Below are 26,988 nucleotides of genomic sequence, written 5' to 3'. Positions count from 1 at the left end.
TCGTGCAAACGGTCCGAGATAAAAAGTTGGAGGTTTTCCTACTATGAAAATTGAAATCTGGTCTGATTTTGCGTGTCCGTTCTGTTATATCGGCAAACGCCGGTTCGAGCAGGCGCTTGAACAATTTTCCCGCAAGAGCGAGCTTGAAGTGGTGTACCGCAGTTTCGAGTTGGACCCTAACTCTCCCCGGGACATCAGCCACGGCGTCCATGTGATGCTTTCCAAGAAATACGGGATGAGCGTCGAGCAGGCCAAAACGATGAATGCCAATGTGGTCGCGCAGGCGGAATCCGTCGGGCTCACCTACCACATGGACACAATCGTCCTGACGAACACGTTCGACGCGCACCGTCTGGCTCATTTCGCGAACGCCCACGGCAAAATGCATGAGATGACCGAACGACTGCTGAAAGCCTACTTCACGGATTCCCTTCATCTCGGTGATCATGCCGTACTGGCTTCTCTTGCCGAGGAAGTGGGGCTCGACAAGGCCGCGTCCGAGCAAATGCTGGCCGGCGACCTGTATGCAAACGAAGTGCGCGCCGACGAGCAGGAAGGCGCCGAGCTGGGCATAACCGGCGTTCCGTTCTTCGTGATCGACCGCAAATACGGCATTTCGGGCGCCCAGCCCGTTGAAGTTTTCGTGCAGGCTCTGGAGAAAGCGTACGGCGAATCCAAGCCTCTCACGATTTTGGGCGACGAAGGCGGCGCGGCTGACGGAGCCTGTGCCGACGGCGTGTGTACGCCTCCCGCGCGGGATAAGTAATCTTCTCCCGCTTCTCAGCAAAAGGCCGTCCGGCAACGGACGGCCTTTGTGGCGTTTCGCGGACGGTGTTCAGCGGCCGGCGGGCTGACGCTTCCGGCATGACCCTGGCTGTATGCCGGCCGACACAGCGAGAAGAACACCCGTCTGCGGTTGACCGCCTTCATGCGCAGCAAAAACCGCGAGCTCTGCGCGCGGGCAACAACCTAACAGCAAAGACACGGAACGTCCGGTGTCCCGTGTCTGCTTTTCATCCCCTCGTGTCCTGCTTTTCTCATCCCGTCTGTTTTCCCCTGTCCTGCTTTTTCATCCCGTCCGCTGCCCCGTGTCCCGCTTTTCTCGGCTCATGCGTCAGACTTACTCGCCCCTTCTTCATCCTCAAGCGTCGCGGAATAAATATTTTTGCCGTAGAAGATTTCGTCCATCTCCAGCGTCAGGCTTTCCGTTATTTCCTCCTGCTCCTCGGCAGTCAGCTTGTCCTTCGTGTAGCCGAACAAATAGTTGTTAAGATCGAATTCACGCAGTTTACATTTCGTGTGGAAAATATTTTCCTGGTATACGTTCACGTCGATCATATGATACTTATCCTTGATGGACTGCGGAATATAGTTCTGGATGGAGCTGATTTCGTGATCGATAAACAATTTATGGCCGTTAATGTCCCGCGTAAAGCCGCGGACCCGGTAATCCATCGTAAAGATATCCGTGTCGAACGAATGGATCATATAGTTCAGCGCCTTTAGCGGAGAAATTTCGCCGCAAGTGGAGACGTCGATATCCGCACGGAACGTGGAAATACCTTCGTCAGGGTGATATTCCGGATACGTATGGACCGTGATGTGGCTTTTATCGAGATGAGCCACAACGGCTTCCGGCAGGGGCCCCGGGGATTCCTCGAACGATTCCGTGGGTGCGGTATCGACCGGTCCTTCCGATACGAGCATCGTAACGCTGGAGCCCTGCGGCTCGTAATCCTGCTTGGCGATATTCAGGACGTGGGCGCCGATGATATCGGACACGGTATTTAAAATTTTCGTCAGCCTCTCCGCATTGTACTGCTCGTCGATATATTCGAGATACGCCTGCCGCTCTTCCCGGGTACGGGTGTAACAAATATCGTACATATTAAAACTCAATGACTTTGTAAGGTTATTAAAGCCATGGAGGGTGATTCGCTGCTCGGGTGTCAGTGCCATCATTGATTTCCCCCTATCCTCATTCAGGTTAAAAAAAAGACTCTTTTTATTTTTACCCACTCTGCCCAATAAAAAACATGTCGAAAAAAGGGAGGGGCAGCCCCTCCGCAACTACAAAAAGACTGCCCTTGCGGGCAGCCTCTGTCACTCGCTTTATCCGGTCTTACTTAAATCCGGGAAGTCCGCGTTCCTTCAACCATTTTTCTTCGTAATAATCAAACACGTTGTTCTGCACAAGCGCTTTGCGCTGTTCCGCATACTCACGGCCAAGCTCCACGGATCGTTTGAGGACGGTTTCGACTTTAAGCCGGGTGATCGGCTCCGTAACCCCATGCTCCTGGACAAACGCGTACAAGGATTCCGCTTCATCCTGTCTGCCCGCCAGACTCCAGCCCATCGCTTCCTCGCATAAAATATGGGAAATGATCATTTTGTTGTGTCTTTTCCCGGACTCATCGCGGAGATCATCCATCAGAAACGGCATGAAATCAATGGCATTGATTCGTTCTCTGCCGATTACCTGGCTGAAATATTTCGAATAATACAGCACAAACAGATCTGTAAACTTCTCCGTGATTCCCTTCTTGTTGCCGATATATTTATCGAACAGATACGTTTCCGACTTCAGCAGCAGAAATTTAAGGCTCTCTTCCTTAACATTCGGAATGGTAAATAAAATATTCCAGTAATAATAAAGCGATTCGTACGGATCGGAAATCGTCTTGGCAAGCCTGCCGTCCGAGAAGATCAGCGTACCGAGGCCCATCGCCAGCGATAAAATACCGAACAGCGTCACGACCAGATGATCGAAGCTGTTTTTAAGCAGCGTCAAGGCCAGAATACCCGTTACCAGGCTCATAACAGGCCCGAGAATGAAAATTACCGACTGCTTCTTGTTGTTCCGCTCATAAGAAGCTTCATCCCTGAAATCGGCCACATCCACCAGCACATTGCCGACATAATAAAAGTTCTTCCACGAAAAAACGATCTTCTTCTGCGGAATGGACAGGGTACAGGGCCCCAGACTGAATTTGATTACTTTTCTGCCCGTAATAAACGCCCCCAGAACATGACCCAGTTCGTGCACAAAAAGGGCGGCTCCGCCCGCGGCCACGAAAGACAGGAGGAAAACGACGATATTCAGAGCCATGCCGGGGCTCGCAACGGCAATTGCCGCAAGAACAACTAAACAGCCGATCAAAAACTTTACTTTTCCCTTCATTTCTCTCTCCTTTGAAGACCGGCAGACTTTGCGTCGAACGCTCCCTGCCGTTTTGTTAAAAAGTTGTGTCAGGTTTATTTTACCTCATAAAATAAAAAGTTAAAAACACAAAGAGGCACATTCGCCTGAACGAATGTGCCTGACATGCCGGAAACCCTCTATTTAACCGGTGCCGCGTCGTAGTCTTCTTTTAAAATCGCGTAGATTTCCAGATCGACAATTCCTTTGCCCGACCATAATGCGGCCTGCCGAAGCGTTCCTTCTTTGCGGAAGCCGTTCTTGATCAGCACCTTCTTGGAAGCATCGTTCGCCGGCATCACCTCGGCCTGAATCCGGTTTACCTCCGCTTCCGTAAACAGATAGGCGGTCAGCAGCCGGACGGCTTCGGTAGCGATTCCCATGCCCCAGCAATCTTCGGCCAGGAAATAGCCGATCGTCACCCTATCGACTTTCTGGTTGAAATCGAAAGCTTCCGCGATTCCCGTCAGCCTGCCGTCCTCTTTCCGGAAAATCCCCCATTTGATTCTCGATTTTTTGCCGAAATCTCTCTCGAAATGGCCGATCATCGAACGGACCGTCTCTTTGTTATGCTTGGGGATAATGCCGCAGTGCCGGAATATTTCCTCGTTGTCGTATATGCCGAACACCTCGTCGAGGTTGTCTTCTCCGATTTTTGTCAGCACCAGCCTGGAGGTTTCCAGAACAGGAAGCTGCGCAAATACAGCTTGAATGTTCATGCCACACCTTCTCACAGCGGAATAAGTTAATCTTTGGGCCGGACGGGAATATACAGATCCACCTTCGCTTTGCCTTCCGGGTCCCGGAGCGGGTCGTTCATACAGAACTCCAGGCCGTACCTGTCGTCCGCTTCGTACCCGCTTCCCGGCAGCCAGCTACCGTACAAGTTTGCGTAAGCGAGGGCAAGCTTGTCCACGGTATCGTAAAAAGCATACCGGCCGTACAGGCCGCCCTCCAGCTTTTTGAAGCTCACCTCGGTGTGGCCTTCCCGCCCGAAATCGGGCGGCAGCGTGACGCAGGCATCGTAGCGGCAGGCAAATTCGTCCACGAGAGACGGGTCGTCCAGCGAAATCCCGATGAATTGCTGGCGCTCCGGGGTGAGTCCGTTCCGGCCGGCCCAGCTCCCGAGCTTCTCCCAAGCCCGCCCCGTCTCCAGGTAGCTACCCGTATGCCGAACGAAGGCTACTTCCAAATCCGGCAGTTCTTTCAGCGTAACATTCATGCTCCAAATCCTCCTCAGAAAGTGATTTCCGTTACCGGCACTTTCATCATACTCGCGGGAGGAGGAGGGTTCTTCCCGCTTCTTGCGGTCTCCTAACGAAAAATTGCGGTCTTGAAGTTCTCTGCGGAGTTCACTCGGAGATTTCCCGTGCTGCCTTTTGAACACGCCGTTAAAAGTCGATAAAGATTCAAACCCGCAGGAATGCGCGATATCCAGCACCGTCCTGTCGGTATCCTTCAGAAGCCGGACGGCGTTCTCCAGACGATTGCGGGTCACGTAAGCGGCCGGAGTTACGCCTGTCACGGCGGCAAAAATGCGGGAGAAATGGTATTTGGAAAAGTTCGATACGCCCGCCAGCGTGTCCAGATCGAGTTTGCGCGAGCTGTTCTCCTCGATGTAGGCGATCACTTTGCCGATGCGGTCGGCATATTCGTGCTTCATGGTATGCTTCGTCCTTTCGGGCGGAATCTTGGCACGGCCGTTCGGACCGTGCAGTCTCGGCTCGGGGGCGGCCGGAGCCAACGAATCGGGCCGGGACCGCCAAAGTGCCTAGAGAGCGTCTTACAGCGCTGCGGTCAGGAGGAGCCGCCCGCCAAGATGCGCTGTCCGGCAGGCCGGGCTTTACGGCACAGCGAGTGCCGAGGCGAGCTTCCTCGCGTCAGGCCGGGCCGTCCCGGAACGGCGCCTCGAACGCCTCGACTTCGTCTCTCGCCGGAAGCGAGCTCTGGGCGCCGAACCGCGTCACCGTCAGCGCCCCGACCTTCGAGGCGAACCGGACCGCTTCCTCCAGCGTCGCCCCTTCGCTCCACCGGACAGCCAGTCCCGCGTTGAAGGAATCGCCCGCAGCGGTCGTATCGGCGACATCCACCCGGTAAGCCGGATGCCCTCCCTGCTTCCCGTCCAGGTCGTAGAGCACGCCCTTCCCGCCGCAGGTTACGATGACGCTCGCTCCGCCCGTCCTCTCTTTAAGCTGCCTTATGCTCTCAGAGACGGTCCTACCGTCCTGCGCAGAGGCATCCGCAGCACCGCCCGTCAGAATAAGCGCCTCCGTCTCGTTAGGCGTGATCAGATCGATCTGCCTTAGCAGAGAGAGCGGAAGCTCCGCAGCGGGCGCCGGATCGAGAATGATTTTCACGCCATGACGATGCGCGATTTCCACCGCTCTGCGGACGGATTCCAGCGGAATCTCCAGCTGGACGAGCAGAACGTCCGCACCGCGGATCGCTTCCTCGGCCTGCGACACTCGCTCCGCGGTCAAGGCGGCATTGGCTCCGGGCACGACGACGATGCTGTTGTCCCCGCCGCCCTGCACCTGGATCAGCGCGACGCCGGACGAAGTCTCCTCCGCCGTGCCGACGAAGGCGGTGTCGATGCCTTCCCGGCGCAGGCCTTCGAGCATCTGCGCGCCGAAGGTGTCGCCGCCTACGCAGCCGATCATGGACACCTGCGCGCCCAGTCTCGCCGCAGCGACCGCCTGATTGGCGCCTTTTCCGCCGGGGATCATGCGGAACTGCCGTCCCATTACCGTTTCACCGGGAACCGGCAGACGTTCAGCCGTAACGACCAGATCCATATTGATGCTTCCCGCGACCGCAATTTTGGCCGGTCTGTTCATGTTAAAGCTCCCCTCTCGTACACCGCCTGTATTAGATACAGTGTATCACGCCTGCGGGAAGGTTTGCTTGACGGCATCCTTACGTGTTTTGCCGCCGATCCTGCAAGAACCGAAGTCTGCCCTCTTTACAGATAGTTGCCCCCGATGCAAAATATGGATATAGGTGATCCAAGCCTAAAATCCTTGTAGGAGTGATCGAATGTCCAAGAAGATCCTGATCATTGCAGGCGATGCAGTCGAGGCTTTAGAGGTGTATTACCCGTACTACCGCGTGCTGGAAGAGGGCTATGAAGCGGTTCTCGCGTCTCCCCAGCAGAAAGTGCTTAAAACCGTCATCCACGACTTCGAGGGCTGGGACACCTACACGGAGAAGCCCGGTTACCTGCTCGAATCCCACGTTTCATTCGATGAGGTCAATCCGGCCGAGTTCGACGCTCTGATCATCCCCGGCGGCCGTGCGCCCGAATATATCCGGCTGGATCCGAACATTCCCCGCATCGTGGGCCATTTCTTCGAAGAAGGCAAGCCGGTCGGGGCTATCTGTCATGCCGCTCTCGTACTGGCGGCTCTAAAAAACAACAAATATTTCGAGGGGCGCACCCTGACCGCCTACACAGCCTGCCGGTTCGATGTGGAGAGCCTCGGGGCGAACTACACAGAAGAAACGCTGCACGTGGACGGAAACCTCGTCTCCGGGCATGCCTGGCCGGATCTGCCTGGTTTTATGCGCGAGTTTCTGAAGCTCGTGAAAAGCTGACCGGACTGATTAACATCCTGGATAGTTCATGCAAAAAGACCTGCCGGAGCATTTGCTCCGGCAGGTCTTTTACGCACACCCAAACGTCCATAAGACGGCGAAAAAATTAAAAATCCTTCGGCCTATTTCCCCAGCAGCCCCGCCTGCATCAAATAATCCTTCGCGGTCTGTTCCGCCGTCGCTCCCTGAACGTTCACCTTATAGTTCATTTCGCGCATCTCGTCGTCGCTGATCTTCCCGCCCAGCTTGTCCAGGACTCCGCGCAGCTCCGGATGCTCTTCCAGCGTCTTCGTGCGCAGCACGGGCGCGCCCTGGTACGGCGGGAACAAATGCTTGTCGTCCTCCAGCATCTTCAGATTATACTGCTTCAGTTCACTGTCGGTGGAGTACGCGTCCACAAGATTGATATCGCCGGACTGTACGGCCTGATAGCGGATTTTCGGCTCCATCTTTTTGACGTCCGCGAACTGGAGACCGTACAGCTTCTGAATGCCCCGGTACCCGTCTTCGCGGTCGGAAAATTCCAGCGTAAAGCCGGGCTTAATCGTCTGCCGCACGTTTTGCAGATCGGAAATGGTCTTCAGCCCCCGCTCTTCCACAAGCTGTGCGGGCACCGCCAGCGCATAGGTGTTGTTGTACGCCATCGGCGTCAGCATTTCCATGCCGAATTTACTCAGCATGCCGGCTTTCGCCTGTTCGTACACCTGCTTGCTGTCGGTGCTGACCGGTGTTTCCTTCAAAAACTCGGAGATGGCGGTTCCCGTGAACTCGGGGTAAATGTCGATTTCGCCGGCCTTCAGCGCGTTGAAAACAAACGACGTTTTCCCTAAGCCCGGCTTAAGCTCGACCTTCAAATCCGTGTCCTGCTCGATGAGCTGCTTGTACATCTGGATGAGAATCTCCGGCTCGGAGCCGAGCTTGCCCGCGATCACGAGATTCTTGTCCTTCCCGCCCGTGAAGTACGGGACCAGCAGCAGCAAAAGCACGACCAGGACGGCCGCCCCGGCTGCCGGCACGAAGCGCCGGAACGACATGCGCTCGAACGCCCTCAGCAGCAGGTCGAACAAGATGGCCAGAAGCGCCGCCGGAACCGCGCCTAGAATGATGAGCGCCGAATCGTTCCGGTCGATGCCGAGCAGGATGAGATCGCCGAGACCGCCCGCTCCGATGAGGGCGGCCAGCGTCGCCGTGCTGATGATGAGCACGGTGGCCGTGCGGATGCCCGCCAGAATGACGGGAAGCGCGAGCGGCAGCTCCACTTTGAACAGGCGCCTGCGGCTGTTCATTCCCATCGCTCTGGACGCTTCGATGAGCGAGGCGTCCACCTCTTTGATCCCCGTATACGTGTTGCGGAGAATAGGAAGCAGCGCATAGATGACGAGCGCGATTACCGCCGGTAGCCGTCCGATTCCGAACAGCGGAATGAGCATGCCGAGCAGCGCCAGCGACGGAATCGTCTGCAAGACGGCCGCGATGCCGATAATCCCTTCCGCTCCGCGGGTTTTCCGGGTGAGGTAAATGCCGAGCGGAACCGAAATGAGGACGGCGAAAAACAAGGCGATGACGGACAGCACGATATGGTCCGCCACGGCGCCGAGAAGCTGGGACTGCCTCTCGCGGAAAACCTCGGCCAGCGTATTCATGTCCGCGCCCCCTCCTTCAGCCGCCCGGCCATGAACTTCAGCAGCGCCTGCCGCGAGACGGAGCCCACGATCACGCCGGCCTTCTCGACGGCGAGCACCTCTTCATCGGCAAGCAGCTGCAGAGCCGCTTCCAGTGGCACTTCCGCCTTGGCTATAGCCGCGGGACGGGTCGGGAAATCGGACGGGCCGATTTCCAGCAGCACATCTTCCAGCGTCAACCGGCCGCCGAAGAGCCCCTTCTGCCCGCCGACGAACTGTTCCACGAACGCGCTGGCGGGATTTTGTAAAAACCCCTGCGGGGTGTCCAGCTGGACGATCTCGCCTTCGTTCATGAGGCAGATCCGGTCACCCAGCTTCATCGCTTCCTGCATATCGTGCGTGACGAACACGATCGTCTTCTTGATCCGCTGCTGGAGCTCCAGAAGCTCGTTCTGCAGCTTCTCCCGGCTGAGCGGGTCCAGCGCGCTGAACGGTTCGTCCATCAGCACGATCTGCGGGTCCGCGGCCAGAGCGCGGACGACTCCCACCCGCTGCTGCTGTCCGCCGGACAGCTCCTTCGGCTTGCGGGAGCGGTAGGTCTTAGGCTCGAGTCCCACCATATCGAGCAGCTCGTCCACGCGGGCGCGTATTCTCGCGCGGTCCCATTTGCGCATTTCCGGCACGATGGCGATATTCTCTTCGATCGTCATATGCGGAAACAGCGCGATCTGCTGAAGCACATAGCCGATGTTCCAGCGAAGCTCGTGGATATCGTATTCGCTCACTTTGCGCCCGTTGATCCACAGCGTTCCCCCGGACAGCGGGATAAGCCGGTTGATCATTTTCAGCGTCGTCGTTTTCCCGCACCCGCTGGGCCCGATAAATACGAAAAATTCCCCTTCGTTGATTTCCAGATTTAGATCGTTTACGGCTACCGTATCGTCCGCGTAACGTTTAGAGACGTTCTCGAAACGGATCATAATTTTCTCCTCTGCGCCACTGACTTTTATTGGCCCCTGTGTACCTGTCTCTATTTATAATAGCCTTGCGGGCAAAAAATGAATCTGCGAAAAAAACCTTGCTAGGCATAGAGGCCCGTCAAGGTTTTGAGAAGAGGTTATCCGGCATGCAGGCAAGACTTCACGTCTTTGCCCGCGTAAGCTTTCCAAATGATCAGGTTGTAAGGGTAGATTCGTCCGATCCTGCCTGATCCGCTCGAACATCCGGTACAAGCATCGCGCCGCTACAGTCAGTCAGGCCCCTAAATGTGAGGCGGCCGCTGCCGGTGCCGCTTTTACACTCTCCCTGTTTTAAACAGACACGTATTCCGACAGGCCATGCTCCAGCAGCTCATCCTCCGAGATCACTTTGAAGCCTTCTTTGCGGAGCAAAGCCGCCGTGACTCCCTCGCCGGAAATTTTGGTTCCGTTAAAAGACCCGTTGTAAATGGCCCGGCTGCCGCAGGAAGGGCTGTTTTCTTTGAGCACGACTACGGTCGCGCCGACCTTGCGGGCAAGCTCCAGTGTTTTAAAAGCTCCGCTCGCGTAAAGCCCGGTTACATCGTTCCCGGACCGGTCGACCACCTTCGCTCCGCCGGCAAGTACGTCCTCGCCCGTACCTCCGGTAATTTCAGCCGGTTCGCGCGGAGTCGTGAATCCGCCCAGCAGCTCCGGACAGACCATCATGGCCTTGCCTTCGTCGACTAATTCGGAAATCTTCTCCACCAGACTGTGTGTCGCGTTATACCGGCATTCCAGTCCGGCCAAGCAAGAACTGACAAGTATCATTCAGACCGACATCCTTTATCCGTAAAGTTTGTAAACCGCTACGGAAAGTGTAGCACCACCGGTTTCGTCTGACAACCATACGCACTCGCAAGCCCACGGACGATTTCTACGCGGGAAGAAGAACAGTGAAGACCGTTCCCTTGCCGGGTTCGCTTTGTACCCCGATGCTCCCTCCGTGCAGCAGAATGTTCTGCTCCGCGATGGCAAGACCGAGACCTGTGCCTCCGCTCGGGCGGGTCCGGGAATGGTCGGCGCGGTAGAACCGGTTAATCGTGTTCGGCATCACCTTCATGGGACAGTGGCTTTCGGAATTGTTCCGCACAGCGGACGAAATGAGGCTGGCCGCTTTGGGCGACGCCGAATTTCTCGGCACCGCCTACCGGCTGCTCGGAGGAGCGGTCGCCAACATCGCGGCGCTCGTCTTCATGACGGCGATTTCCTATTTCAAGCCACTGGGCAAAATCCGTAAAACGACGCGCAAAAGCTAACCCGGCTGCGCTGCCGACGGCTTACGGCGTCCGCCCGCCGTCAGGCGGGACCGGGATACTGCACGCTGAGTTCCGCGATGAGCTCCCGGATGGCGGCTACGAGAGCCGCCGGCTGCTCCACACGCGCCTCCTTGCCGAAGCTCACAAAAAATCGGGCGGCCCAAGGAATGAAGTCCGGCCGGATCATCCGGCTGATCGTTCCGGTCCCGTCCTCGTACACGGTTAACCCTTCGGCCATCCAGGTTTCCGTGCTGCACCGGCGGACGCCTTCCTTGTCGAGCACAACGTGCAAAGGAGAGGCCCCCTCTTCATCGGAGAGCGACAGATAGGCTTGGACGGTAAGCTTGTCATAGTTCCGCTTGCCGCTCTGATCCTCCACCGGCTCGATGGCGGTAATCCGATCTACGCGGAACACACGGATCTCGGATCGCTCGAAGCAGTAGGCCGGACAGTACCATAAGCCGTTCGTCGCATAGATGCCGATGGGCTGGATTTTTCTGGAGACGACATCCGTATTGGCGTCATACCGGATCCGGATGATCCGCTGCTCCACCGCCTGTTCCAGAAGCCCGGCCAGATGAGGCGCTTCCACATGGCGCTGCGGGGTCCAGAACGTGAAACGCGTCCGGAGTCCGTTAATCCGCTGCCGGGTTTCCTCCGGGAGATAGTGGGTAAACTTTTTCAGTGCGGAGAGCGATTCCGGCTGAAAAGGCAGGTCGGCATAATCGCGCAGCGACTGGTAAGCGAAAAACATCGCGACCGCTTCATTTTCCGAAAATAAAATGGGCGGCAACGTTTTCTCCCTCAGCATCTGATATCCCCCGGCCGCTCCCGGCTCGGAATATAAGGGAAGACCGGCTTCGGTCAGCTCCTGCAGGTCCCGGAGGATGGTCCTTTTGGAAACACCGAACTCCTGTGCCAGTTCGCCTGCCGTAAACCTCCGCTTCGTATTGAGCGTAATCATCAGTTCGATCTGTCTTCGGGATTTGGACAATGACCTGGGCTCCTTGCATGTTGATTTGGTTACAGACAGCATCAAGAATTGCTTCTAGTATACCTCACAAACGTTGACAATCCTTGTCACCATTCCATGATAAGTTGATTACAGGTCGTTGAATCAGGAAAGGGGCAAGTCATGGAACTTCTTAAAGATTTATATAGTCCATCTTTTTTCGAGCGTTTTATTAACCTTGTTAAAGAAAAGTATCCCTCATTTGACGGGGACCGTTTCCGCGGCTCCATTTATGACGGGAACTGGGATACGGAGGCGTTCAAGCAGCGGATGCGGCATATTACATGCTCGCTTACGGAGACGCTCCCTTCCTCTTATCCCGAAGCGCTGGAAGTCCTGACGGCCGTCGCGCCGCAGTGCAGGGGAGTCGAGTATTTGTTCTTCCCCGACTTCATCGAGCTTAACGGTCTCGGTTCGTACGAGCTGTCTATGGAATTTTTGCAAACATTCACTCCGTACTCCAGCTCCGAATTTGCCGTCCGTCCTTTTCTGCTGCGGGAACCGGTGCTTACCCTGGAACATATGAAGCGGTGGGCGCGCCACGAGAACGAGCATGTCCGGCGTCTGGCCAGCGAAGGCTGCAGACCCCGTCTGCCGTGGGCTTCCAATCTGCCCGCCCTGCGGGAAGACCCCCGTCCGATTCTTCCGATTCTCGAAACGCTGAAGGAGGACCCGTCGGAATACGTGAGGAAGAGCGTGGCCAACAATCTCAACGACATATCCAAGGACCACCCTGAACTCGTGCTGGAGCTTGCCAAGGGCTGGTATGGAAAAACCCCGGCCACCAACTGGATTGTGAAGCACGGCTGCCGCTCGCTGCTGAGAAAAGGCGATTCGCGTGCGCTCTCCTTGTTCGGGTATGAAGAAATCCGGAACATCTCGGTTCATGCCCTGGACGTGAAAACCGGAAGCATAGCGGAGGGAGAGAATCTGGAATTTTCTTTCCGGCTTGTAAACGAATCGGAAGACATACAGGCCCTGCGGGTGGATTATGAAATCGGGTACCGGAAGAAAAACGGGACGCTTGCGCCGAAACGTTTCAAGCTGACCGAGAAACCGTTCGGACCGGGCGCTCATCCCCTTGCCAAACGACATTCGTTCAAGCTTCTGACTACCCGCACGTATTACGCCGGTGAACACGAGGTCCGCATTCTCGTTAATGGGACCCCGATGGCCTCCATGTCATTTGAATTTACGGGGTAACGCGATGCGGCTGCTTCCCGCCTGATGCGCCTGCGGTCCTCCGCTTCCTTTTCCGGCCGGTCTAAGCTGCCGTTTGCCGGTAGTTATTCCGATTAGAAAAAGGCTCAGGCCGTCTCCTCCGGAGGCGGCCTGAGCCTTTATTTCCGCTTTCCCGCCGGAATGCAAAAAAACCTTTCCGCAGCACCGGCGCCATTCTCACAAGGCACACGTTTACGGAAAGGAAGTTATCGCAGGGGATGAGCGCTTCCGGGCGCAGGTTCCGGCCCGGTTTATTTGAACCAGCCTTTCTCCTTGAAGCGGGTGATGGCTTCGATCCGGTTGCTCACGTCCAGCTTATCGAGGATCACCGAGATGTAATTGCGGACCGTTCCGGTCGTAATGTACATCTGGCTGGCGATCTCCTTCGTATTCTTGCCGTCGGCGATGAGAAGCAGCACTTCCTTCTCCCGCTCCGTCAGCGGATTCTCCTCGCTGTAGGCTTCGTCCACCAGCTCCGAGGCGTAGAGCCTCCGCCCCGCCATTACGCTGCGGATGGAATCCGCCAGCTCTTCGCTGGGGCTGTCCTTGAGCAGGTAGCCGTTCACGCCGGCCTTCATGGCGCGCTCGAAATAGCCGGAGCGGGCGAACGTCGTCAGGATGATGACCTTGCAGCCGGAGCCTTTCAGCTCCTCGGCCGCATCCAGCCCGCTCTTCGCCGGCATCTCGATGTCCATGATGCAGACGTCCGGCTTGTGCTCCTGCACGAGCTTCAGCGCGTCTTCGCCGTTGCCCGCAACGCCGACAACGGTCATATCTTCCTCCAGATTAAGCAGGGAAGCTAGCGCGCCCAGCAGCATCCGCTGGTCCTCGGCGATCACAATGCGAATCATTTCCCCGCCTCCTTTGCCGGTTGTTTCAAAACGATCGGAATTTTAATGACGACCGTGGTCCCTCCGTCGGAGAGAATTTCCAGCGTGCCGTTAATAAATTCCAGACGTTCTTTCATCCCGCGCAGCCCGTTCCCGCGGAAATAATCGAACTGCTCCGCCCGGCCGTTCCCGTTGTCCTTCACCTTGACGACGAGGTCTGTCCGCGACGGTTCGATCACAATCGTGCAGGCCGTCGCACCGCTGTGTTTGACCACGTTGGTCACGGCCTCCTTGAGACACATGCTGACGACGTTCTCCGTCATCAGCGAGGTATCGATCTGCTTCGGGTCTCCCTCCAGCTTGAACGGAATCTGCGCCGCTTTCAGAATCTGCTTGACCCGGAACATTTCCTCGGCAACCCGCGTGCTGCGCATGTTGGTCACCATCTCGCGCACTTCTTTTAGCGCGCTGCGCGCCGTCTGCCGCACATCGTTAATCTCGGCCCGCGCCTGGTTCGGATTCTTGGCGATGAGCTTGCCCGCGAGATCGCTCTTGAGCCCGATCAGGGAAAGCTTTTGCCCGAGCGTGTCGTGCAGGTCCCGGGCTATCCGCTGGCGCTCCTCCAGCTTGACCAGCTCGTCAATCCGCTTGTTCGCGTCCTCCAGCTGCTCCTGCAGCTTATCCCGTTTGTTCTTCGTATACGTATTGACCGGAAGCAGAATCACCCCGATCAGGGAGATCAGCACGAACGGCAGCTGCGTAATGAAGACCGGATTTTGCGTGACAAACCCGAAATTGATCGTAGCGATCGTACTTACCAGATGAATGGTGTAGAAGGTGAAGAAGCCGATCTTGTTCTGAATATTCCCGATAAAAAAAGCGAGAAACAGTGAGAAATACACATACCCGAACAGCAGCGCCATCGCGATCGAAACGACGATCTGCACGCTCGTCCAGAAATACACAAGCCACCCCTTCGATACGACGGACAGCACATAGCAGCAGAAAAACACGATGATCATGCCGATGCCGAAGACGTTCTTGAGGGTGGAACCCGAACTGAATATGAAATAAAAAGGAAGGATGTAAAAGACCACCCACACATAAGGACTGAGACCGGTGTTTTTCTGAAAAATTCGAATCCAATTCTGCATGGTCTCTTCACCTTTTCTGCGGCGCCGTTTTACATCCATTTTAGCATAAACCGTTAAGTTTGGGACTATTCGCCCTGTAGACCCGGTTTCGGATTCTTCAGGACATCGCTTGCGGCTCCCGGCCTGCGGAGTATATGTTTGACATCTTTAAAGCTTACAAACGTCTTGCCTTTTTCGTCCCACAGACGGAATCGGAGAGACTGCAGGCTCGTGCGGAGCGTAATGGTCGTCGCTTTTTGCAGAGGGAGCGTGGAATTGTGCGCTTTTTCCAGGTTGTAATTCGGCACTCTCGGGCTCAAATGGTGAACATGGTGGTAGCCGATGTTGCCTGTGATCCACTGCAAAACTTTCGGAAGCTGGTAGTAAGAGCTGCCGTCAACGGCCGCTTTCACGTAGCTCCACTCGTCTTCCTTCTCGAAGTAGGAGTCTTCGAACTGGTGCTGCACATAGAAGAGCCAGATGCCCAGCAGTCCCGAGACGAAGAAGACCGGCGCCTGCACGAGCACGAATGCCTGCCAGCCGATCAGCCAGCACATCAGCGCATACAGCAGCACGATGGAAATGTTGGTTACATACGTGTTGATGCGTTCCTTGCGCTTCGCTTTCTTGCGGTTGAAACGGTACTGGATCAGGAAGACGGCAATCGGTCCGAGGCCGAACATGACCAGCGGATTGCGGTAGATGCGGTAAGCGACCTTGCGGAACCAGGGAGCTGCGGCGTACTCTTCTACGGTCAGCACCCACATGTCTCCGGTGCCGCGCTTGTCGAGATTGCTGCTGGTTGCGTGATGCACGGAGTGACTGTACTTCCACTGCTCGTACGGACACAGCGTCAGAACGCCGGTAATGGTGCCGAGAATATCGTTCGCCCGGCGGCTTTTAAAGAAAGACTGATGACAGCAGTCGTGAAATATGATGAACGTCCGGATGACAAACCCGGCTGTGATTAAAGCTAGAGGAAGCGTGAGCCAGTACGAGACGGAAAGGCTTGCGTAAGCCGCATACCACAGCAGGAGGAGAGGCACAATCGTGTTGAAAACCTGCCGGATACTGGATTTTGTATCGGTTTTTTCGTAGGGGGCGACATCTTTTTTCAAATTCATAACTTTCGTCTGAGACATTAGTATGTGTCCTCCTCGTTCTGACGCGGGGTTAAATCCCGGGCGTCAGCGCGCTATTCTACCCCCATTATAAGGAGAACCGCTTTCGCGCAGTAGTCATAAACGTCATGAGGGCACATGATAAATGTCATATAGGCCGAAGGAAAAAATGCGGCGGGAATGAACCGAAACGGCTGCCCGCAAGGGAGAACCGCGGATTCCGCAAGGTTAAGGCCGGGAAGGCCGGCATGACGGGACCGGCGTCAGTAAAAATCCGCCCGGTTCTCTTCATCCGCTATGTCCTGAACCTCTTCGGGCGTGATTATCATGACGGCGTATCCGTCTTCGTTCTGTTTCTTCAGGGCCCGTTCTTTCATAAAACGGGGACTCCCCTCGCCCGCTTCTTCGTCATAAAAAAGAAGAAGGCCGTCCGTTTTGCGCAGGAGAAGATCGTCCCGGGCCTGCAGCTGCCACACGCCGGCATACGGCTGCTTGCTGACCGCTCCGTAGAAATCCACACCCTTCAGGATGCCGCGGTAAAACTCCTGCTTATCCTCTTTCCACTTCTCTTCCGGGTTGGCGTAGGCGGTCAGAATCGAAAGCTTCAGCTGCGGATACTCCTTCTTGAGTCCGATCACGACCTCGCACGCCCACAGATCCACCCCGTACTGCCCCGGCGTGATCACCCATTCCAACCCGTCTTCGATAAGCGGGACAAGCCGGCCCGCGATCGCTTTTTTTATATACTCAATGCCTTCATGCTTTTCGTTAAAAATGTTCAGCTCATGCGCCCGGTAGCCGGTCACGAGAAGGTTTTTCAACTGCGACACTCCTTCGGTGCGGGTGATAACGTACATCTTCCAATATACACGAAATGAAGGGTATTCGCCTGGGGAAGGTTGGGCCGTGCTTGTCTGTGATTAAATCGACACCAAAACACTAGATCGTGTGCTAAATTAAACAAAAACATCTATATGTAGTGTTTTCGGTCTAAGGAGGTGAAAACCCGCAATCAGAACGGGAGACCTCTTACCGGTAAAAACCTGCTGTTTTCGGAAGGGAGACATTTAAATGTCGTTGTTAGGCAGGCCAAACCAGAGCAACACGGATGCCTTGCTGGAGGAAATAAAAAAATGGGGAGACGCCATCATGGAAGGCAGCGATGCTGATCTTCTGCGCGAGAATGCCAATCTGAACGGAGAGAGTTTCTCGGGGAAAATGAGTAAGTTCGGGAGCGAGTATGCCAGATGGTACGCCCGGCGGTTTACGATGCCTGCGGTTCTGGTACAAGCTGTAGACGCCAATTATTTGTATGTGCACGATCTGGACCAGTACGTTCTCGGGACGACCAATTGCATTTTTATCCCGTTCGCCAAACTGCTTCGGCGGGGATTTGACACGGGCAGCGGCAGCGTGCGGCCGCCAAACTCAATCTCGTCGGCGATGGCGCTCGTCGCGATCATCTTCCAATCGCAGCAGAATGCTCAGTACGGCGGTGTTTCCGCCAATAAGCTCGATCACGACCTTGCTCCTTATGTGGCCAAGTCGTTTGCCAAACATTTTAGGAAGGCGCTGCGTTATTTCAGCGAAAACGAACCGGTAGACGACGAACGGGGCATCTCGATGAGCCGGGCGGATTTGCGGATAGTATGCCCCGAATCTTATCGTTATGCGCTTGAAGAGACCGAACAGGAAACGATGCAGGGCGCAGAGAGTCTGATTCATAACCTGAACACCATGTCCAGCCGCGCAGGCGGACAAATCCCGTTTACCAGCATCAATTACGGGACCTGTACTTCCCCCGAAGGGCAGTTGGTCATTCAGTCCGTTTTAACGGCTACGATGAGAGGACTCGGGCACGGGGAGACACCGATTTTTCCTATTCAGATCTTCAAATGCAAGAAGGGCGTAAATCTGGAGTCCGGGGACCCGAACTATTCCCTGTTCCTGAAAGCGGCAGAATGCTCGTCGCGAAGGCTGTATCCGAATTTCGCCAATCTGGATGCTCCGCTCAATCTGGAACACTACAACCCGATCGATCCCGATACGGAGTTCGCCACTATGGGCTGCCGTACCCGGGTTGTCGCCGACCGTTTCGGCCGGAACCGTTTGTCCGGCAAAGGCAATCTGTCTTTCAATACGCTGAATCTGGTGAAGCCGGGCATCGAGTACGGCATCGTTTCGGGCCGTCGCAGTAAGGCGGATGAAGCGGGCTTTTACCGCAAACTCACTCTTTATCTCGAGATTGCCCTTGACGGATTGCTGCACCGTTTCGGCATTCAAGCCGCCCAGAAGACTAAAGCATCGGATTTCATGATGCGGGAAGGAGTCTGGGAAGGCGGGGAACAGCTTGATCCCGACGAACCCGTAGGCGACCTGCTCAAACATGGCAGCCTGTCTATCGGGTTCATCGGTCTAGCCGAATGCATGAAAGCGATGTACGGCTCTCACCACGGTGAATCCCCGCAGGTGTACGCCAAAGCAATCGAGCTGATCCGTTATCTGCGTAATTTCTGCGATGCCAAAAGCGAGGCGCTGAACATCAACCTTACGCTATTCGCGACTCCTGCCGAAGGATTGTCCGGCAAGTTCACCAAGCGGGACCGGGAAACTTACGGCTGCCTGCCCGGTGTCACCGACCGTGAATATTACACGAATTCTTTTCATATTCCGGTGTATCATCCGATGACATCGGCGGAAAAGATCAGTCTGGAAGCCCCGTTCCACGAATTATGCAACGCCGGAGCCATCACCTACGTGGAACTGAACGGGAATGCCCGCAATAACCTGCCCGCCTTTGTCAAAATCATTAAGTTTGCGCTTTCCCGGCAGGTCAGCTATTTCAGCATCAATCATCCCATCGACCGCTGCAGCGCTTGCGGTTACGAAGGCATTATCGGTGCCGTTTGTCCTGCTTGCGGCAGTCATGAAAAGGACATACATATCCGCCGCCTGCGTCGTGTGACCGGCTATCTGACCGGAGACTACCAGACTCGCTTTAACGGGGCCAAGCAGGCCGAGGTCAGGGACCGGGTGAAACACAGTCCATGAATATTTGCGGTTATGCACCCGAAACCATTAACGAAGGCGAGGGGCTGCGGACAGCTCTCTATATTAGCGGCTGTCGGCACTACTGCCGGGGTTGCTTCAGTCCCAGGACGTGGGATTTCGATTACGGCACGCCGATGGGAACTTACTGGGAAGAGCGGATTATCGCCGAATTTCAGAGCAACCCCCTACTCGACGGCTTATCCATTCTGGGCGGCGACCCCTTCTTTTCCGCCGGTCAGGTGAGTTCATTTCTGGACCGTCTCCGGCAGAAAGCGGGAACGGTCAGCGTCTGGATTTACAGCGGCTATACTTACGAAGAACTCGCCGCAAATCCGGAAAGCGGTGAATTCGGTCTGCTAAGCCGTTGCCAGGTGCTGGTAGACGGCCGGTATGTGGAAGAGCTCCGGGACCCGGCGCTTCTGTATAGGGGAAGCCGCAATCAGCGGCTAATCGATATCGAGACAAGCCTGCGGCGCCGGAAGGCCGTCTTGTGGCAGTCCGCTTGGAACCGAGAGCCGCCGATGGCATAGCATCCGTACCTGCTTGGCATTTTGACAGGCAGGCGTTCTACTATAAAACCGGTGTGAACAACTGCAGGATGCTTATCCGGCATCTATTTTCCCGGTTGAGTCCGCGTTTGTACCGGCAGGAACGAGGGCCTTCGTTCTTCGCACCGCATGCAGCTCCTAGCGCGCGGCGTTTGGCTTCGCATGACAGTAGTCAACCGCACGCGGCTAGCAGCCCGGCTGTCCGATCCTTTGAACAGCCCCACGCCAAAAACCGCCCTAACGACAGCGTCAGGACGGTTAACGGCTCTACAGCCTCGGGTCGATCTCTTTCTCCTTCGCCACTTCAAACAGCACATTGGCCGCCGCTTCCTTATATCCCTCGTGGTCAGGTGCAATATCGCCGTATTTCACGGCAAGCATCTTCTGACCCAGCAGGTATTCGTTCTGCGAGGTCCGCAGCTTAAGTTTGATGTTCTTCTGCTTCATGAGTTTGGCGTATTTGTGCGGAAAGCGGTAGTCGTATCCGTAAACGAGAGTCAAGTAATCCCGGTTGCGGACTTTCATGTAAGGCACGGTCTCACTGCCGGGCAGCTCCGGCTTGATGACGACTCCTTCCATATGAAGACCGGTCGTCAGGCTCTCAAAGTACGCTTCTGCTTTCTCATAGCTGTCCGATTCACTCAAATCAAGCTGGAGAAATTCATCTCCGGACAAAAATTCGTACGCCTCGGACGTCGTCATCTGCGGAATCTGCTCTTCCCCGTTTTCGTATACGATCTTGAGGATCGCAAACGGCTTGTATTCCGGCTCGCCCGCCTCCCCGTAAAGCTCCAGCTGCCTTTTATACGTGCGGTATGCAGCCTCGTGCTCCTCCATAGGGACCCGCTTCTCCAGCAGACCGCGCATGTGCTTGTAGTTCTGGTAGACGCTCGCACCGTATTTTTCGCTTAAACGGGCCTTCGGCATCGTGAACTGATCCTTTTCGAAGCCGCTTACCGCGTAAGCCTCCGCAAGTTTGCCGAACGCTTCTTCGAATCCGTTCGCCTTCAGAAAGTCCAGCTCCGCTACCAGCGCCTTCTCGATCGGTCTGAACTGGCGCTCGATAAGCCCTTCCCCCAGCGCATGCCAGGGAAGCAATTCACCGTCCAGCAGGAGCACGGCTATTTGGTTTTCTTCCATATAGGAATCGAATTTTTCCAGCAGGCTTCTGAAAATATCACTTAAATCGGCTCCCTTGATCTTGTAGCCGTTCCGGCTGACGCCGTAGCAATGATCGGGGTCGCGATGCAAATAGATCTGGCATCGGGAACCCATATATTTGGGCTGAAGCACGACTTGATGCACCCCGTGATCCGCAAAGTAGCGCAGGCCCTGCCTCAGTGATTCCAGTTCGCCGGCAGCTTCGTCTTTGTCCGCGGGAGACATCGTTCCGGAAATGGTGTTGATCCGGTTTCGGGAGCAGTAATGCAGCCTTCTCAGTTCCTCGGCCTCCAGGTCCCCGAGAGTCACTTTGCGCTCTTCCCGGAACAGGACCGGCAGATCTTCCGGCAGTACCGCCGCCTCCGCGCTGCGCGATTTGAAAAACGGCTTGAACGAAAGGCTAACCGCAGTCAGTTTATTGCCGCTTACGCAGCCTGTGTCCACGTGGAGCTTGTTTCCGATCCGGAACGCGTTCTTCGCGGCGACGTGCCCGAACACGTGAAACGGATGATTCTTCACCGCCTCTTCTTTCAGGAAAGCGAGCTGCTTTTCGAAAGATTCTTCCCGGTCCAGCCTGAAATTACGCTGATGACGCGCCGAATTCGCATCCAGCTTCCCGATATATTTATTACGGCACGGCGAATGCGTCACGTAGAAAGAAGGCCCCCGGGTACCGACCTTACGGTAAAACGGCTGAGACATCCCGACGAGCTCGTTGAATTTCCGCAGCAGCTCGGCATCCTTCCTCAACGTCTCAACGGACGTGAAATACGAATGAAACAATTCCTCCTCCACGCCGCCGATCTCGCCTTTCAAATACTTGAACACGAAGTTTTCGTGATTGCCGAGGACAAGCAGAAAGTGTTCACGGTTTTCGTACAGGAATTCCACGATGGCTCTCGTATGATTGCCTTTATCGATCCAGTCTCCCGTCAGCACGATTTTCGTATGGCGCAGTTTTTCCGGGAGTTCCAGTGAATTTCCGCTGAGCTTGAAGCCGTAATCGAGCAGCAGTCCTTTCAGATCGTCCACACATTCGTGAACATCTCCCACTATGATGCAGTCGTACTCCTGCGGGAGCACAGCGGCAAGATATTCATCCAGATCGAGGATTTCGACTGTGTAAGCTCCGTTAGCTTTCCCTGCCTCCGGGGAGTAGAAGTCTTTGGCGCGCACCTTGTGGATTTTCGTATAACCTTCGCGGGAGAGCGAGCCCATCACGTCTTTTTTCAGCCGGTTGATATGGGACGTAATCAGCTTCTTGGACCGTTCGGACGCATAATAATCGTGCCGTTTCCGGTAATCGAAAAGGATCACTTCCAGGTTGTAGTTGTTTTCCTTCGCCACTGCGCGGACTTTCTCACGAAAATCCTCGGCCAGCCCTGTCGTGTCGACCACGATAAACTCGGCATTGACGGGAAAAGAAGTCGCCATCTTCAGCCGCTCGAACAAAAGCTGAAAAGCCTGGCCGCTGGATTCCAGCATAATCTGATCGTATTTATCGTAATCGAATCCGAGGATTTCCTGCCGGATGCGGTCCGAGGACAAATATTGGATGTTGGCTTTCACCGCTTTATCGGAAGCTTCGAATTGAAGCCCGGGAATGAGTACTTCCTTGGCAAAAGTCGTCTTGCCGCATTCGGTCGAACCGACCAGCATGAAAATGGTATGGACGCGTGTTTGAATGTTCACGGGTTATGCCTCCTTTTTCCTTAAAATAACGCCCTGCGTCGTGCGGATGGAGTTGACTCCGTCCCCGATGGCCACCGGTTCGGCCTGACAGCCCGTCGTCCCGATGAAACCGTCGATCCACTGCCTGAATTCCTCCCGGCCCATCTCCCATTTATGATCGGGGTGCCTGTAACCGTCCAGTTCATAGAAGGGATTGAAATCGGCGTTAGGCGTCGTAATGATAAACCGGTCGAAATCGACCTCCGCGCAAACCTGTACAATTAGCGCCTGCGCTTCTTCGGGATTCATGTGTTCAATGACCTCCGTCAGAATCACATCGACTTGTTCTCCGTTATACTGGCCGAGAAAATGCCGGATCGAAGGCAGGGTAACGAGATTATCCAGTTCCTTGGCCCGGGCCTTGCGGCTGACCGTTTCCAGCGCCTCTTCGTCAATATCCACCGCGTAGTAAGTGTCTTCCAGTTTCGTCGCGAAAGGGATGGCATAAAACCCTTCCCCGCACCCGATATCGAGAACCGCTTTGTCAAAAGGGAGCTCACTGCGTATGAAAGTCCGCCTCTGATGACCGGTTCCCCCGAAATCGAAATCGATTTCGTAGCGGTCCGTTTTTTCCAGCTCCGCCTTATATTTCTTGAAACGCTCCCGCGAATTCAGGAAATTCCTCACGAACAAACTGCGGATATAAAACGGCGCGTCGATCACCTGAACGCTGCGGATATGCTTCTCGAGCAGAAGATCGGAAATGTCGATATATTCGTTGCCGAACGTGGACAAGAACAAGCAGAGCACACTAGCGGCATGCAGCAGGTGATAAAGACTTAGGCCCGTCGTCACCGTCAGGGAGTAGGTTTTATGCGCTTGATGCACGATTTCGAACGAAAAATCCGGCAGATGCTTTTCAAAAAAATGAATGTACCGGATCATCTCGATATGAATCATCGGAATCCGGACGGTGTGCGTAAATCCTTCCGTATCCCGTTCGTCCCGGATTTTAAGCGGAGCCGTAAAAAATTCGTTCCATGCGCTCAACGGAAACAACGGCGTATTGTAACGGGACACATTGAGGTATTCGAATTCTTCCTTGTCGTGCTGTTTGTAGGAAATTTCGTTGTCCGCATCCTTAAAATACACGTTAAAGGTGTTCTCGCCGGTGTACCAGCCGTAAGCTATGCCTTTGCGGACCGGTCTGAGCAGCATGCCGGATTCCGGATTTTTGCGGATGAGATAAGAAAACTGCGGATTTGTCGAACTCAGCTGAACAATAGCCATAAGAAGGTTCTCCTTAATAGGTTTATAGTTTTCATATAGTTCTCGAACTGAATGCTACGGAAAACGAATCTATCTTCTAACTTTTGTAATGGCATTGCCTAGTCCAAAAAAATATGATAATGTTTAATTATTCCAATATTACTAATTTGAGGGTTGCGTTTTCTGCGTAAAAATCACATAGCATATTGGAAAATTTCATGACTGGGAGAGATTATTGTATGAAACGCACTAAATTAATTCTTTCTATTATGATGGTATTTACATTGATTTTCTCGCTAGGCTCCAGCGTTTTCGCCGCCGATTTCCCTCCGGGAGACTATAAGGGCGAACTAAAAACAGAAGATCAGGTCGACTGGGTTCGTTTCGTAGTACCAAAAGGTGTTAAGGGAGTAACCTTTAAACTCACCCTTACCTCTCCCGGTGCACAAATCTATAAAGTTTCGCTATATGACGCGGATAAACAAATCGCTCTGAAATCGGTAGAACAAGACATTACAGGCACATACACGTCTTTAAAAGAAAACACGGCTTACTATTTCAGAATAGCTGTGAAATCAGGCTACAGCACGGATGGAAACCATAATTACAATTTGAATGCGTTCTACACGAAATAATTAACCAAGACTAGGTAGCGAAGAAGTTCCCTCACTTCCCAACGCTGCCCGGTCTTTTTTATTCCCTTCGGTCTGCCCCCATTCATACCTTTCTCATATCCCCATTCTCGCTCATCCGGCGGCGGCGGAACATGGCGAAAGTATTACGACGCCAGAGAAAGTTTTCCATTCCCCCCGTCTCCGGCCTTTGATACAATGAAAAGATGACAGATTTTAGGGAATCAAACCAGGATGGGGGAGGACCATGGCCCGCGAAAGCTTCGATAAAGAAATCCAGTTCCTTCGTCTGCTTGTTCTGACGAGCGGCGCCTACAGCCGGCAGCAGTTTGCCGAGCGGCTGGGCATTTCCGTACATACGTTTGATAAAACGCTTCGCCGCCTTAAAGAAATAGCGAGCACCGTCTCTTATCCGCTGGCCGAAGAACAGGGCCGGGAATTCGCGGAGATGCTCCGCTTCAACTACTATGAGTCTTCCGATCCTCTGCTCCTCTTCCTCTATCGGGCGAAATCGATGAAGGAGTCCGAGAGCCGGCGTCTGCCCTTCCTGCTGGCGGTCATGCAGGAGCGGGACCGGGCTATGTCGGCCGGAGAACTGATCGACGCATGCTGCGGCGGAATGCCGGACGATGTTCCTCTTCCCGACGAGAAAACGATCCGCTCCGACCTCAAATATTTGGAGGAAGTCGGCGTGATCCGCAAAGAAGGCGGCAGCCGCCCCTACCGGTACCGGCTGCACAACGATCTGATCCGGCAGCTGAGCCGGGAGGAGCTTCTGGACCTGTACGATTTTGCGGACGTGATGGCGAATACCCGGCTTCCTTCCGTGCAGGGCTATCTCCTCCGGGACAGCCTCAAGAAAGCGATCCGGCAGCAGGGGCTGGAAGCGGCAATCGCCGAGCCTTTTTTATACAAATATCACTATTACTCGCGCATTCTGGACGAAGCGCATCTGTTCCCCCTCTTTCAGGCTATCCGGCAGCGGAGGAAGCTCCGGTTTCTGTATTTTTCGCCGAAGACGCACAAAAGCTATGCCTCCCGTAATACGAATCCCCTGTTCGAACGGGAGACAACCGGGAAACAGGCGCATGTGCTTCCGCTGAAGGTCGTGTATGACCATCAGTACGGAAGATGGTACCTGCTCGGCAATGATGCGAGAAAAGGGATCATGAAGTTCCGGATCGAAGGACTCACCCAGATCGAGGAGCAGAACCCGGTCCCGGAAGAAGAATTCCGGCGCAAGCTGGCGGAACTGGAAGAGAAAACGCGTTACAGCTGGCTCATTGATACATCCGGACCTGTTAAGGTCCGTGCGCGTTTCTACAGGCCATTGGATGCGCCTGCAGACTTTATCAAGGAGAGGGTGCTGCTGCAAGGGCAATGGGGAACAATTACCGAAGAGAACGAAGAATCGTTCGTCTACGAAATCACGGTCAACGGATGCACCGAGATCAAGCCCTGGCTCCGCAGCTTCGGGTCCAGCTGTGAAGTGCTCGCGCCCCGGCAGCTGAGAAAGGAATTCATCGCGGAATGGAAGGAGATTCACGCCTACTATGAACCTGTTCGAGAAAATCTTTAACTACCAGATGATTTCCCGGCTGGAGGAGTCCGGTGTCGTGACGCTGACTTCCCATGAGCGCACCTGGTTAAAGGCCGCTCTGGAGCATCCCGCTGCGGAAGAAGCATTTGCGGCCGAAACGCTGGTGAAGCTGCGCAGCCTTCTCGAAGAGGAGCCTGATCTGGGGACGGCTTCCCTCGTTACGGAGAAGGCCAAAAGCCCCGAGAAGCAGGTGTACCATCCGCTTCTGCGCCCCCTGCGCCGCTTGATGAGGGAACGGCAGGGAATCAGGCTCAGCTACCGGATCCGAAACGGCCGTACGATGGAGAGCCAGTCGGGCATCCCTTACAAACTGGAATATTCCATGGTGAAGAAAGAATGGTACCTGCTCTGGTACCACTTGCGGAACCGCATGTATATGGCGACCAAGCTCGGCAGCATCCTTGAGCTGGAGGCTGAGGCTCCGGCGGACGGCGTATACGAGGAGATTATCGCCAAGCTTGACCAGAGCACCCGGCTGCGCAAAGAAAGCTCGGTCATCGAAGTCGTCCGCACTTATAACCGTGAGTTGTCCCGAATTCTGTACGCTTTCTCCTGCTTCGAGAAAGAGGTAAGCTATGACGACGAGATGGATCTGTACCGGATCCGGCTGACTTATATGAGTGAAGACGCAGAGTACATTTTATCGAAAATCCGTTTTCTCGGAATGAGAGTAAAAGTCGTGGAAGGACGGCATCTGCAGTGGCGCATGGCCGATTCGGCAGCGCGGGCGCTCGCACGCTATGGGGATGAACCTGAAGAAAACGGCGGCATATCGCCTGATCTAGAGACGGAAAAGCACATAGAAACGCCAAAAGCGTCGGCTCCGGGGAGCTGACGTTTTTTTTGTGTGCGGATATGGAAAACAATACTAAACCTTTTTCAAACGATTGTAAGCAATAGATAAAACAAGGTATAATTTACCATAAAATACTAATACCGATTCAATTGTCTGAAAAACGTTGAAAAACAGTAGGTATCTGAGCGAAATTATAATTTTTTTCCAAGTTTCTATGCCATGGCTGACATGATTTCCAGTGGAAAAGGAGTGG

The 26,988-nt window shown here is 54.7% G+C and carries 25 protein-coding genes; 9 read left to right on the top strand and 16 right to left on the bottom strand.

All coding sequences use genetic code 11. From position 1 onward, the window contains the following. Positions 1–43: 43 nt before the first annotated feature. A complete protein-coding gene (locus AC2TF6_RS05085; RefSeq protein WP_491310183.1) occupies positions 44–766 on the top strand; it encodes a DsbA family oxidoreductase in 723 nt (240 codons plus the stop codon). Positions 767–1,107: 341 nt separating this feature from the next. Here the strand turns inward: AC2TF6_RS05085 and speD are convergent, their stop codons facing one another. The 5 genes from speD to rbsK all read right to left on the bottom strand — a co-directional run bounded on the left by speD (position 1,108) and on the right by rbsK (position 6,036). Continuing rightward, positions 1,108–1,959, bottom strand: coding sequence for an adenosylmethionine decarboxylase (gene speD / locus AC2TF6_RS05080; RefSeq protein WP_491311593.1), 852 nt, complete (start codon positions 1,957–1,959; stop codon positions 1,108–1,110). A gap of 163 nt (positions 1,960–2,122) precedes the next feature. Beyond that, positions 2,123–3,181, bottom strand: a complete 1,059-nt coding sequence (locus AC2TF6_RS05075; protein ID WP_491310182.1) for a site-2 protease family protein — start codon at positions 3,179–3,181, stop codon at positions 2,123–2,125. Between the two features lie 158 nt (positions 3,182–3,339). Then, positions 3,340–3,918: a GNAT family N-acetyltransferase gene (locus AC2TF6_RS05070; protein ID WP_491310181.1), complete on the bottom strand. Its 579-nt coding sequence runs from the start codon at positions 3,916–3,918 to the stop codon at positions 3,340–3,342. A 26-nt stretch (positions 3,919–3,944) separates the two neighbouring features. Then, positions 3,945–4,862 carry an AraC family transcriptional regulator gene (locus tag AC2TF6_RS05065; protein ID WP_491310180.1) on the bottom strand — a complete coding sequence of 306 codons (918 nt, stop codon included), beginning with the start codon at positions 4,860–4,862 and terminating at the stop codon, positions 3,945–3,947. A 217-nt stretch (positions 4,863–5,079) separates the two neighbouring features. Then, a complete protein-coding gene (gene rbsK / locus AC2TF6_RS05060; protein WP_491310179.1) occupies positions 5,080–6,036 on the bottom strand; it encodes a ribokinase in 957 nt (318 codons plus the stop codon). Positions 6,037–6,235: 199 nt separating this feature from the next. Here rbsK and AC2TF6_RS05055 point away from each other — a divergent pair, with 199 nt between their 5' ends. After that, the gene (locus AC2TF6_RS05055) at positions 6,236–6,793 is read left to right on the top strand and encodes a DJ-1/PfpI family protein (protein WP_491310178.1); all 558 of its coding nucleotides are present in this window, start codon (positions 6,236–6,238) and stop codon (positions 6,791–6,793) included. Positions 6,794–6,915: 122 nt separating this feature from the next. On the opposite strand, the gene opuFB is transcribed toward AC2TF6_RS05055, so the two are convergent. The 4 genes from opuFB to AC2TF6_RS05035 form a co-directional block, all read right to left on the bottom strand. Next, positions 6,916–8,436, bottom strand: a complete 1,521-nt coding sequence (gene opuFB / locus AC2TF6_RS05050; RefSeq protein WP_491310177.1) for an osmoprotectant update ABC transporter permease/substrate-binding subunit OpuFB — start codon at positions 8,434–8,436, stop codon at positions 6,916–6,918. After that, a complete protein-coding gene (locus AC2TF6_RS05045; protein ID WP_491310176.1) occupies positions 8,433–9,395 on the bottom strand; it encodes an ABC transporter ATP-binding protein in 963 nt (320 codons plus the stop codon). Before AC2TF6_RS05045 ends, opuFB begins: the two co-directional genes overlap by 4 nt. 330 nt (positions 9,396–9,725) lie before the next feature. Continuing rightward, positions 9,726–10,202 (bottom strand): 2-thiouracil desulfurase family protein, encoded by a 477-nt coding sequence (locus AC2TF6_RS05040; protein ID WP_491310175.1) that lies wholly within the window; start codon positions 10,200–10,202, stop codon positions 9,726–9,728. Positions 10,203–10,308: 106 nt separating this feature from the next. Further along, entirely contained in the window at positions 10,309–10,494 is a 186-nt protein-coding gene (locus tag AC2TF6_RS05035) for an ATP-binding protein (protein WP_491310174.1), read from the bottom strand. Here AC2TF6_RS05035 and AC2TF6_RS05030 point away from each other — a divergent pair. After that, positions 10,493–10,690, top strand: coding sequence for a hypothetical protein (locus AC2TF6_RS05030; RefSeq protein WP_491310173.1), 198 nt, complete (start codon positions 10,493–10,495; stop codon positions 10,688–10,690). The genes AC2TF6_RS05035 and AC2TF6_RS05030 overlap by 2 nt on opposite strands. A 40-nt stretch (positions 10,691–10,730) precedes the next feature. On the opposite strand, the gene AC2TF6_RS05025 is transcribed toward AC2TF6_RS05030, so the two are convergent. Further along, positions 10,731–11,684 carry a helix-turn-helix transcriptional regulator gene (locus AC2TF6_RS05025; RefSeq protein ID WP_491310172.1) on the bottom strand — a complete coding sequence of 318 codons (954 nt, stop codon included), beginning with the start codon at positions 11,682–11,684 and terminating at the stop codon, positions 10,731–10,733. Between the two features lie 141 nt (positions 11,685–11,825). Between AC2TF6_RS05025 and AC2TF6_RS05020 the strand changes: the two genes are divergently transcribed. Then, positions 11,826–12,905, top strand: coding sequence for a DNA alkylation repair protein (locus AC2TF6_RS05020; RefSeq protein ID WP_491310171.1), 1,080 nt, complete (start codon positions 11,826–11,828; stop codon positions 12,903–12,905). A 269-nt stretch (positions 12,906–13,174) separates the two neighbouring features. Here the strand turns inward: AC2TF6_RS05020 and AC2TF6_RS05015 are convergent, their stop codons facing one another. The 4 genes from AC2TF6_RS05015 to AC2TF6_RS05000 all read right to left on the bottom strand — a co-directional run bounded on the left by AC2TF6_RS05015 (position 13,175) and on the right by AC2TF6_RS05000 (position 16,828). Then, on the bottom strand, positions 13,175–13,774 hold the full coding sequence (locus AC2TF6_RS05015) for a response regulator transcription factor (RefSeq protein ID WP_103997010.1): 600 nt from the start codon (positions 13,772–13,774) through the stop codon (positions 13,175–13,177). Further along, the gene (locus AC2TF6_RS05010; RefSeq protein ID WP_491310170.1) at positions 13,771–14,907 is read right to left on the bottom strand and encodes a histidine kinase; all 1,137 of its coding nucleotides are present in this window, start codon (positions 14,905–14,907) and stop codon (positions 13,771–13,773) included. Before AC2TF6_RS05010 ends, AC2TF6_RS05015 begins: the two co-directional genes overlap by 4 nt. Positions 14,908–14,972: 65 nt before the next feature. Further along, complete coding sequence (gene desA / locus AC2TF6_RS05005) at positions 14,973–16,028, bottom strand: Delta(5) desaturase DesA (RefSeq protein WP_491310169.1); 1,056 nt, start codon at positions 16,026–16,028, stop codon at positions 14,973–14,975. A gap of 242 nt (positions 16,029–16,270) precedes the next feature. Continuing rightward, positions 16,271–16,828 carry an SLOG family protein gene (locus AC2TF6_RS05000; protein WP_491310168.1) on the bottom strand — a complete coding sequence of 186 codons (558 nt, stop codon included), beginning with the start codon at positions 16,826–16,828 and terminating at the stop codon, positions 16,271–16,273. Positions 16,829–17,078: 250 nt separating this feature from the next. Between AC2TF6_RS05000 and AC2TF6_RS04995 the strand changes: the two genes are divergently transcribed. Continuing rightward, positions 17,079–19,058, top strand: a complete 1,980-nt coding sequence (locus AC2TF6_RS04995; protein ID WP_491310167.1) for an anaerobic ribonucleoside triphosphate reductase — start codon at positions 17,079–17,081, stop codon at positions 19,056–19,058. Then, positions 19,055–19,588, top strand: a complete 534-nt coding sequence (nrdG, locus tag AC2TF6_RS04990; protein WP_491310166.1) for an anaerobic ribonucleoside-triphosphate reductase activating protein — start codon at positions 19,055–19,057, stop codon at positions 19,586–19,588. Before AC2TF6_RS04995 ends, nrdG begins: the two co-directional genes overlap by 4 nt. A 285-nt stretch (positions 19,589–19,873) precedes the next feature. Here nrdG and AC2TF6_RS04985 read toward each other — a convergent pair whose 3' ends face one another. Continuing rightward, positions 19,874–22,459, bottom strand: a complete 2,586-nt coding sequence (locus AC2TF6_RS04985; protein ID WP_491310165.1) for a metallophosphoesterase — start codon at positions 22,457–22,459, stop codon at positions 19,874–19,876. Between the two features lie 3 nt (positions 22,460–22,462). Next, on the bottom strand, positions 22,463–23,728 hold the full coding sequence (locus AC2TF6_RS04980) for a class I SAM-dependent methyltransferase (protein WP_491310164.1): 1,266 nt from the start codon (positions 23,726–23,728) through the stop codon (positions 22,463–22,465). 218 nt (positions 23,729–23,946) lie between these two features. Between AC2TF6_RS04980 and AC2TF6_RS04975 the strand changes: the two genes are divergently transcribed. From AC2TF6_RS04975 to AC2TF6_RS04965, 3 genes are all read left to right on the top strand, one after another. Further along, entirely contained in the window at positions 23,947–24,342 is a 396-nt protein-coding gene (locus AC2TF6_RS04975; protein WP_370001474.1) for a hypothetical protein, read from the top strand. A gap of 244 nt (positions 24,343–24,586) precedes the next feature. Beyond that, positions 24,587–25,918 carry a helix-turn-helix transcriptional regulator gene (locus AC2TF6_RS04970; RefSeq protein WP_491310163.1) on the top strand — a complete coding sequence of 444 codons (1,332 nt, stop codon included), beginning with the start codon at positions 24,587–24,589 and terminating at the stop codon, positions 25,916–25,918. Then, the gene (locus AC2TF6_RS04965) at positions 25,893–26,774 is read left to right on the top strand and encodes a WYL domain-containing protein (protein WP_491310162.1); all 882 of its coding nucleotides are present in this window, start codon (positions 25,893–25,895) and stop codon (positions 26,772–26,774) included. Before AC2TF6_RS04970 ends, AC2TF6_RS04965 begins: the two co-directional genes overlap by 26 nt. Positions 26,775–26,988 lie beyond the last annotated feature (214 nt).

The sequence above is a fragment of the Paenibacillus sp. JNUCC 35 genome (genome assembly GCF_058269095.1).
This window is presented reverse-complemented; position numbering and strand designations above follow the sequence as displayed.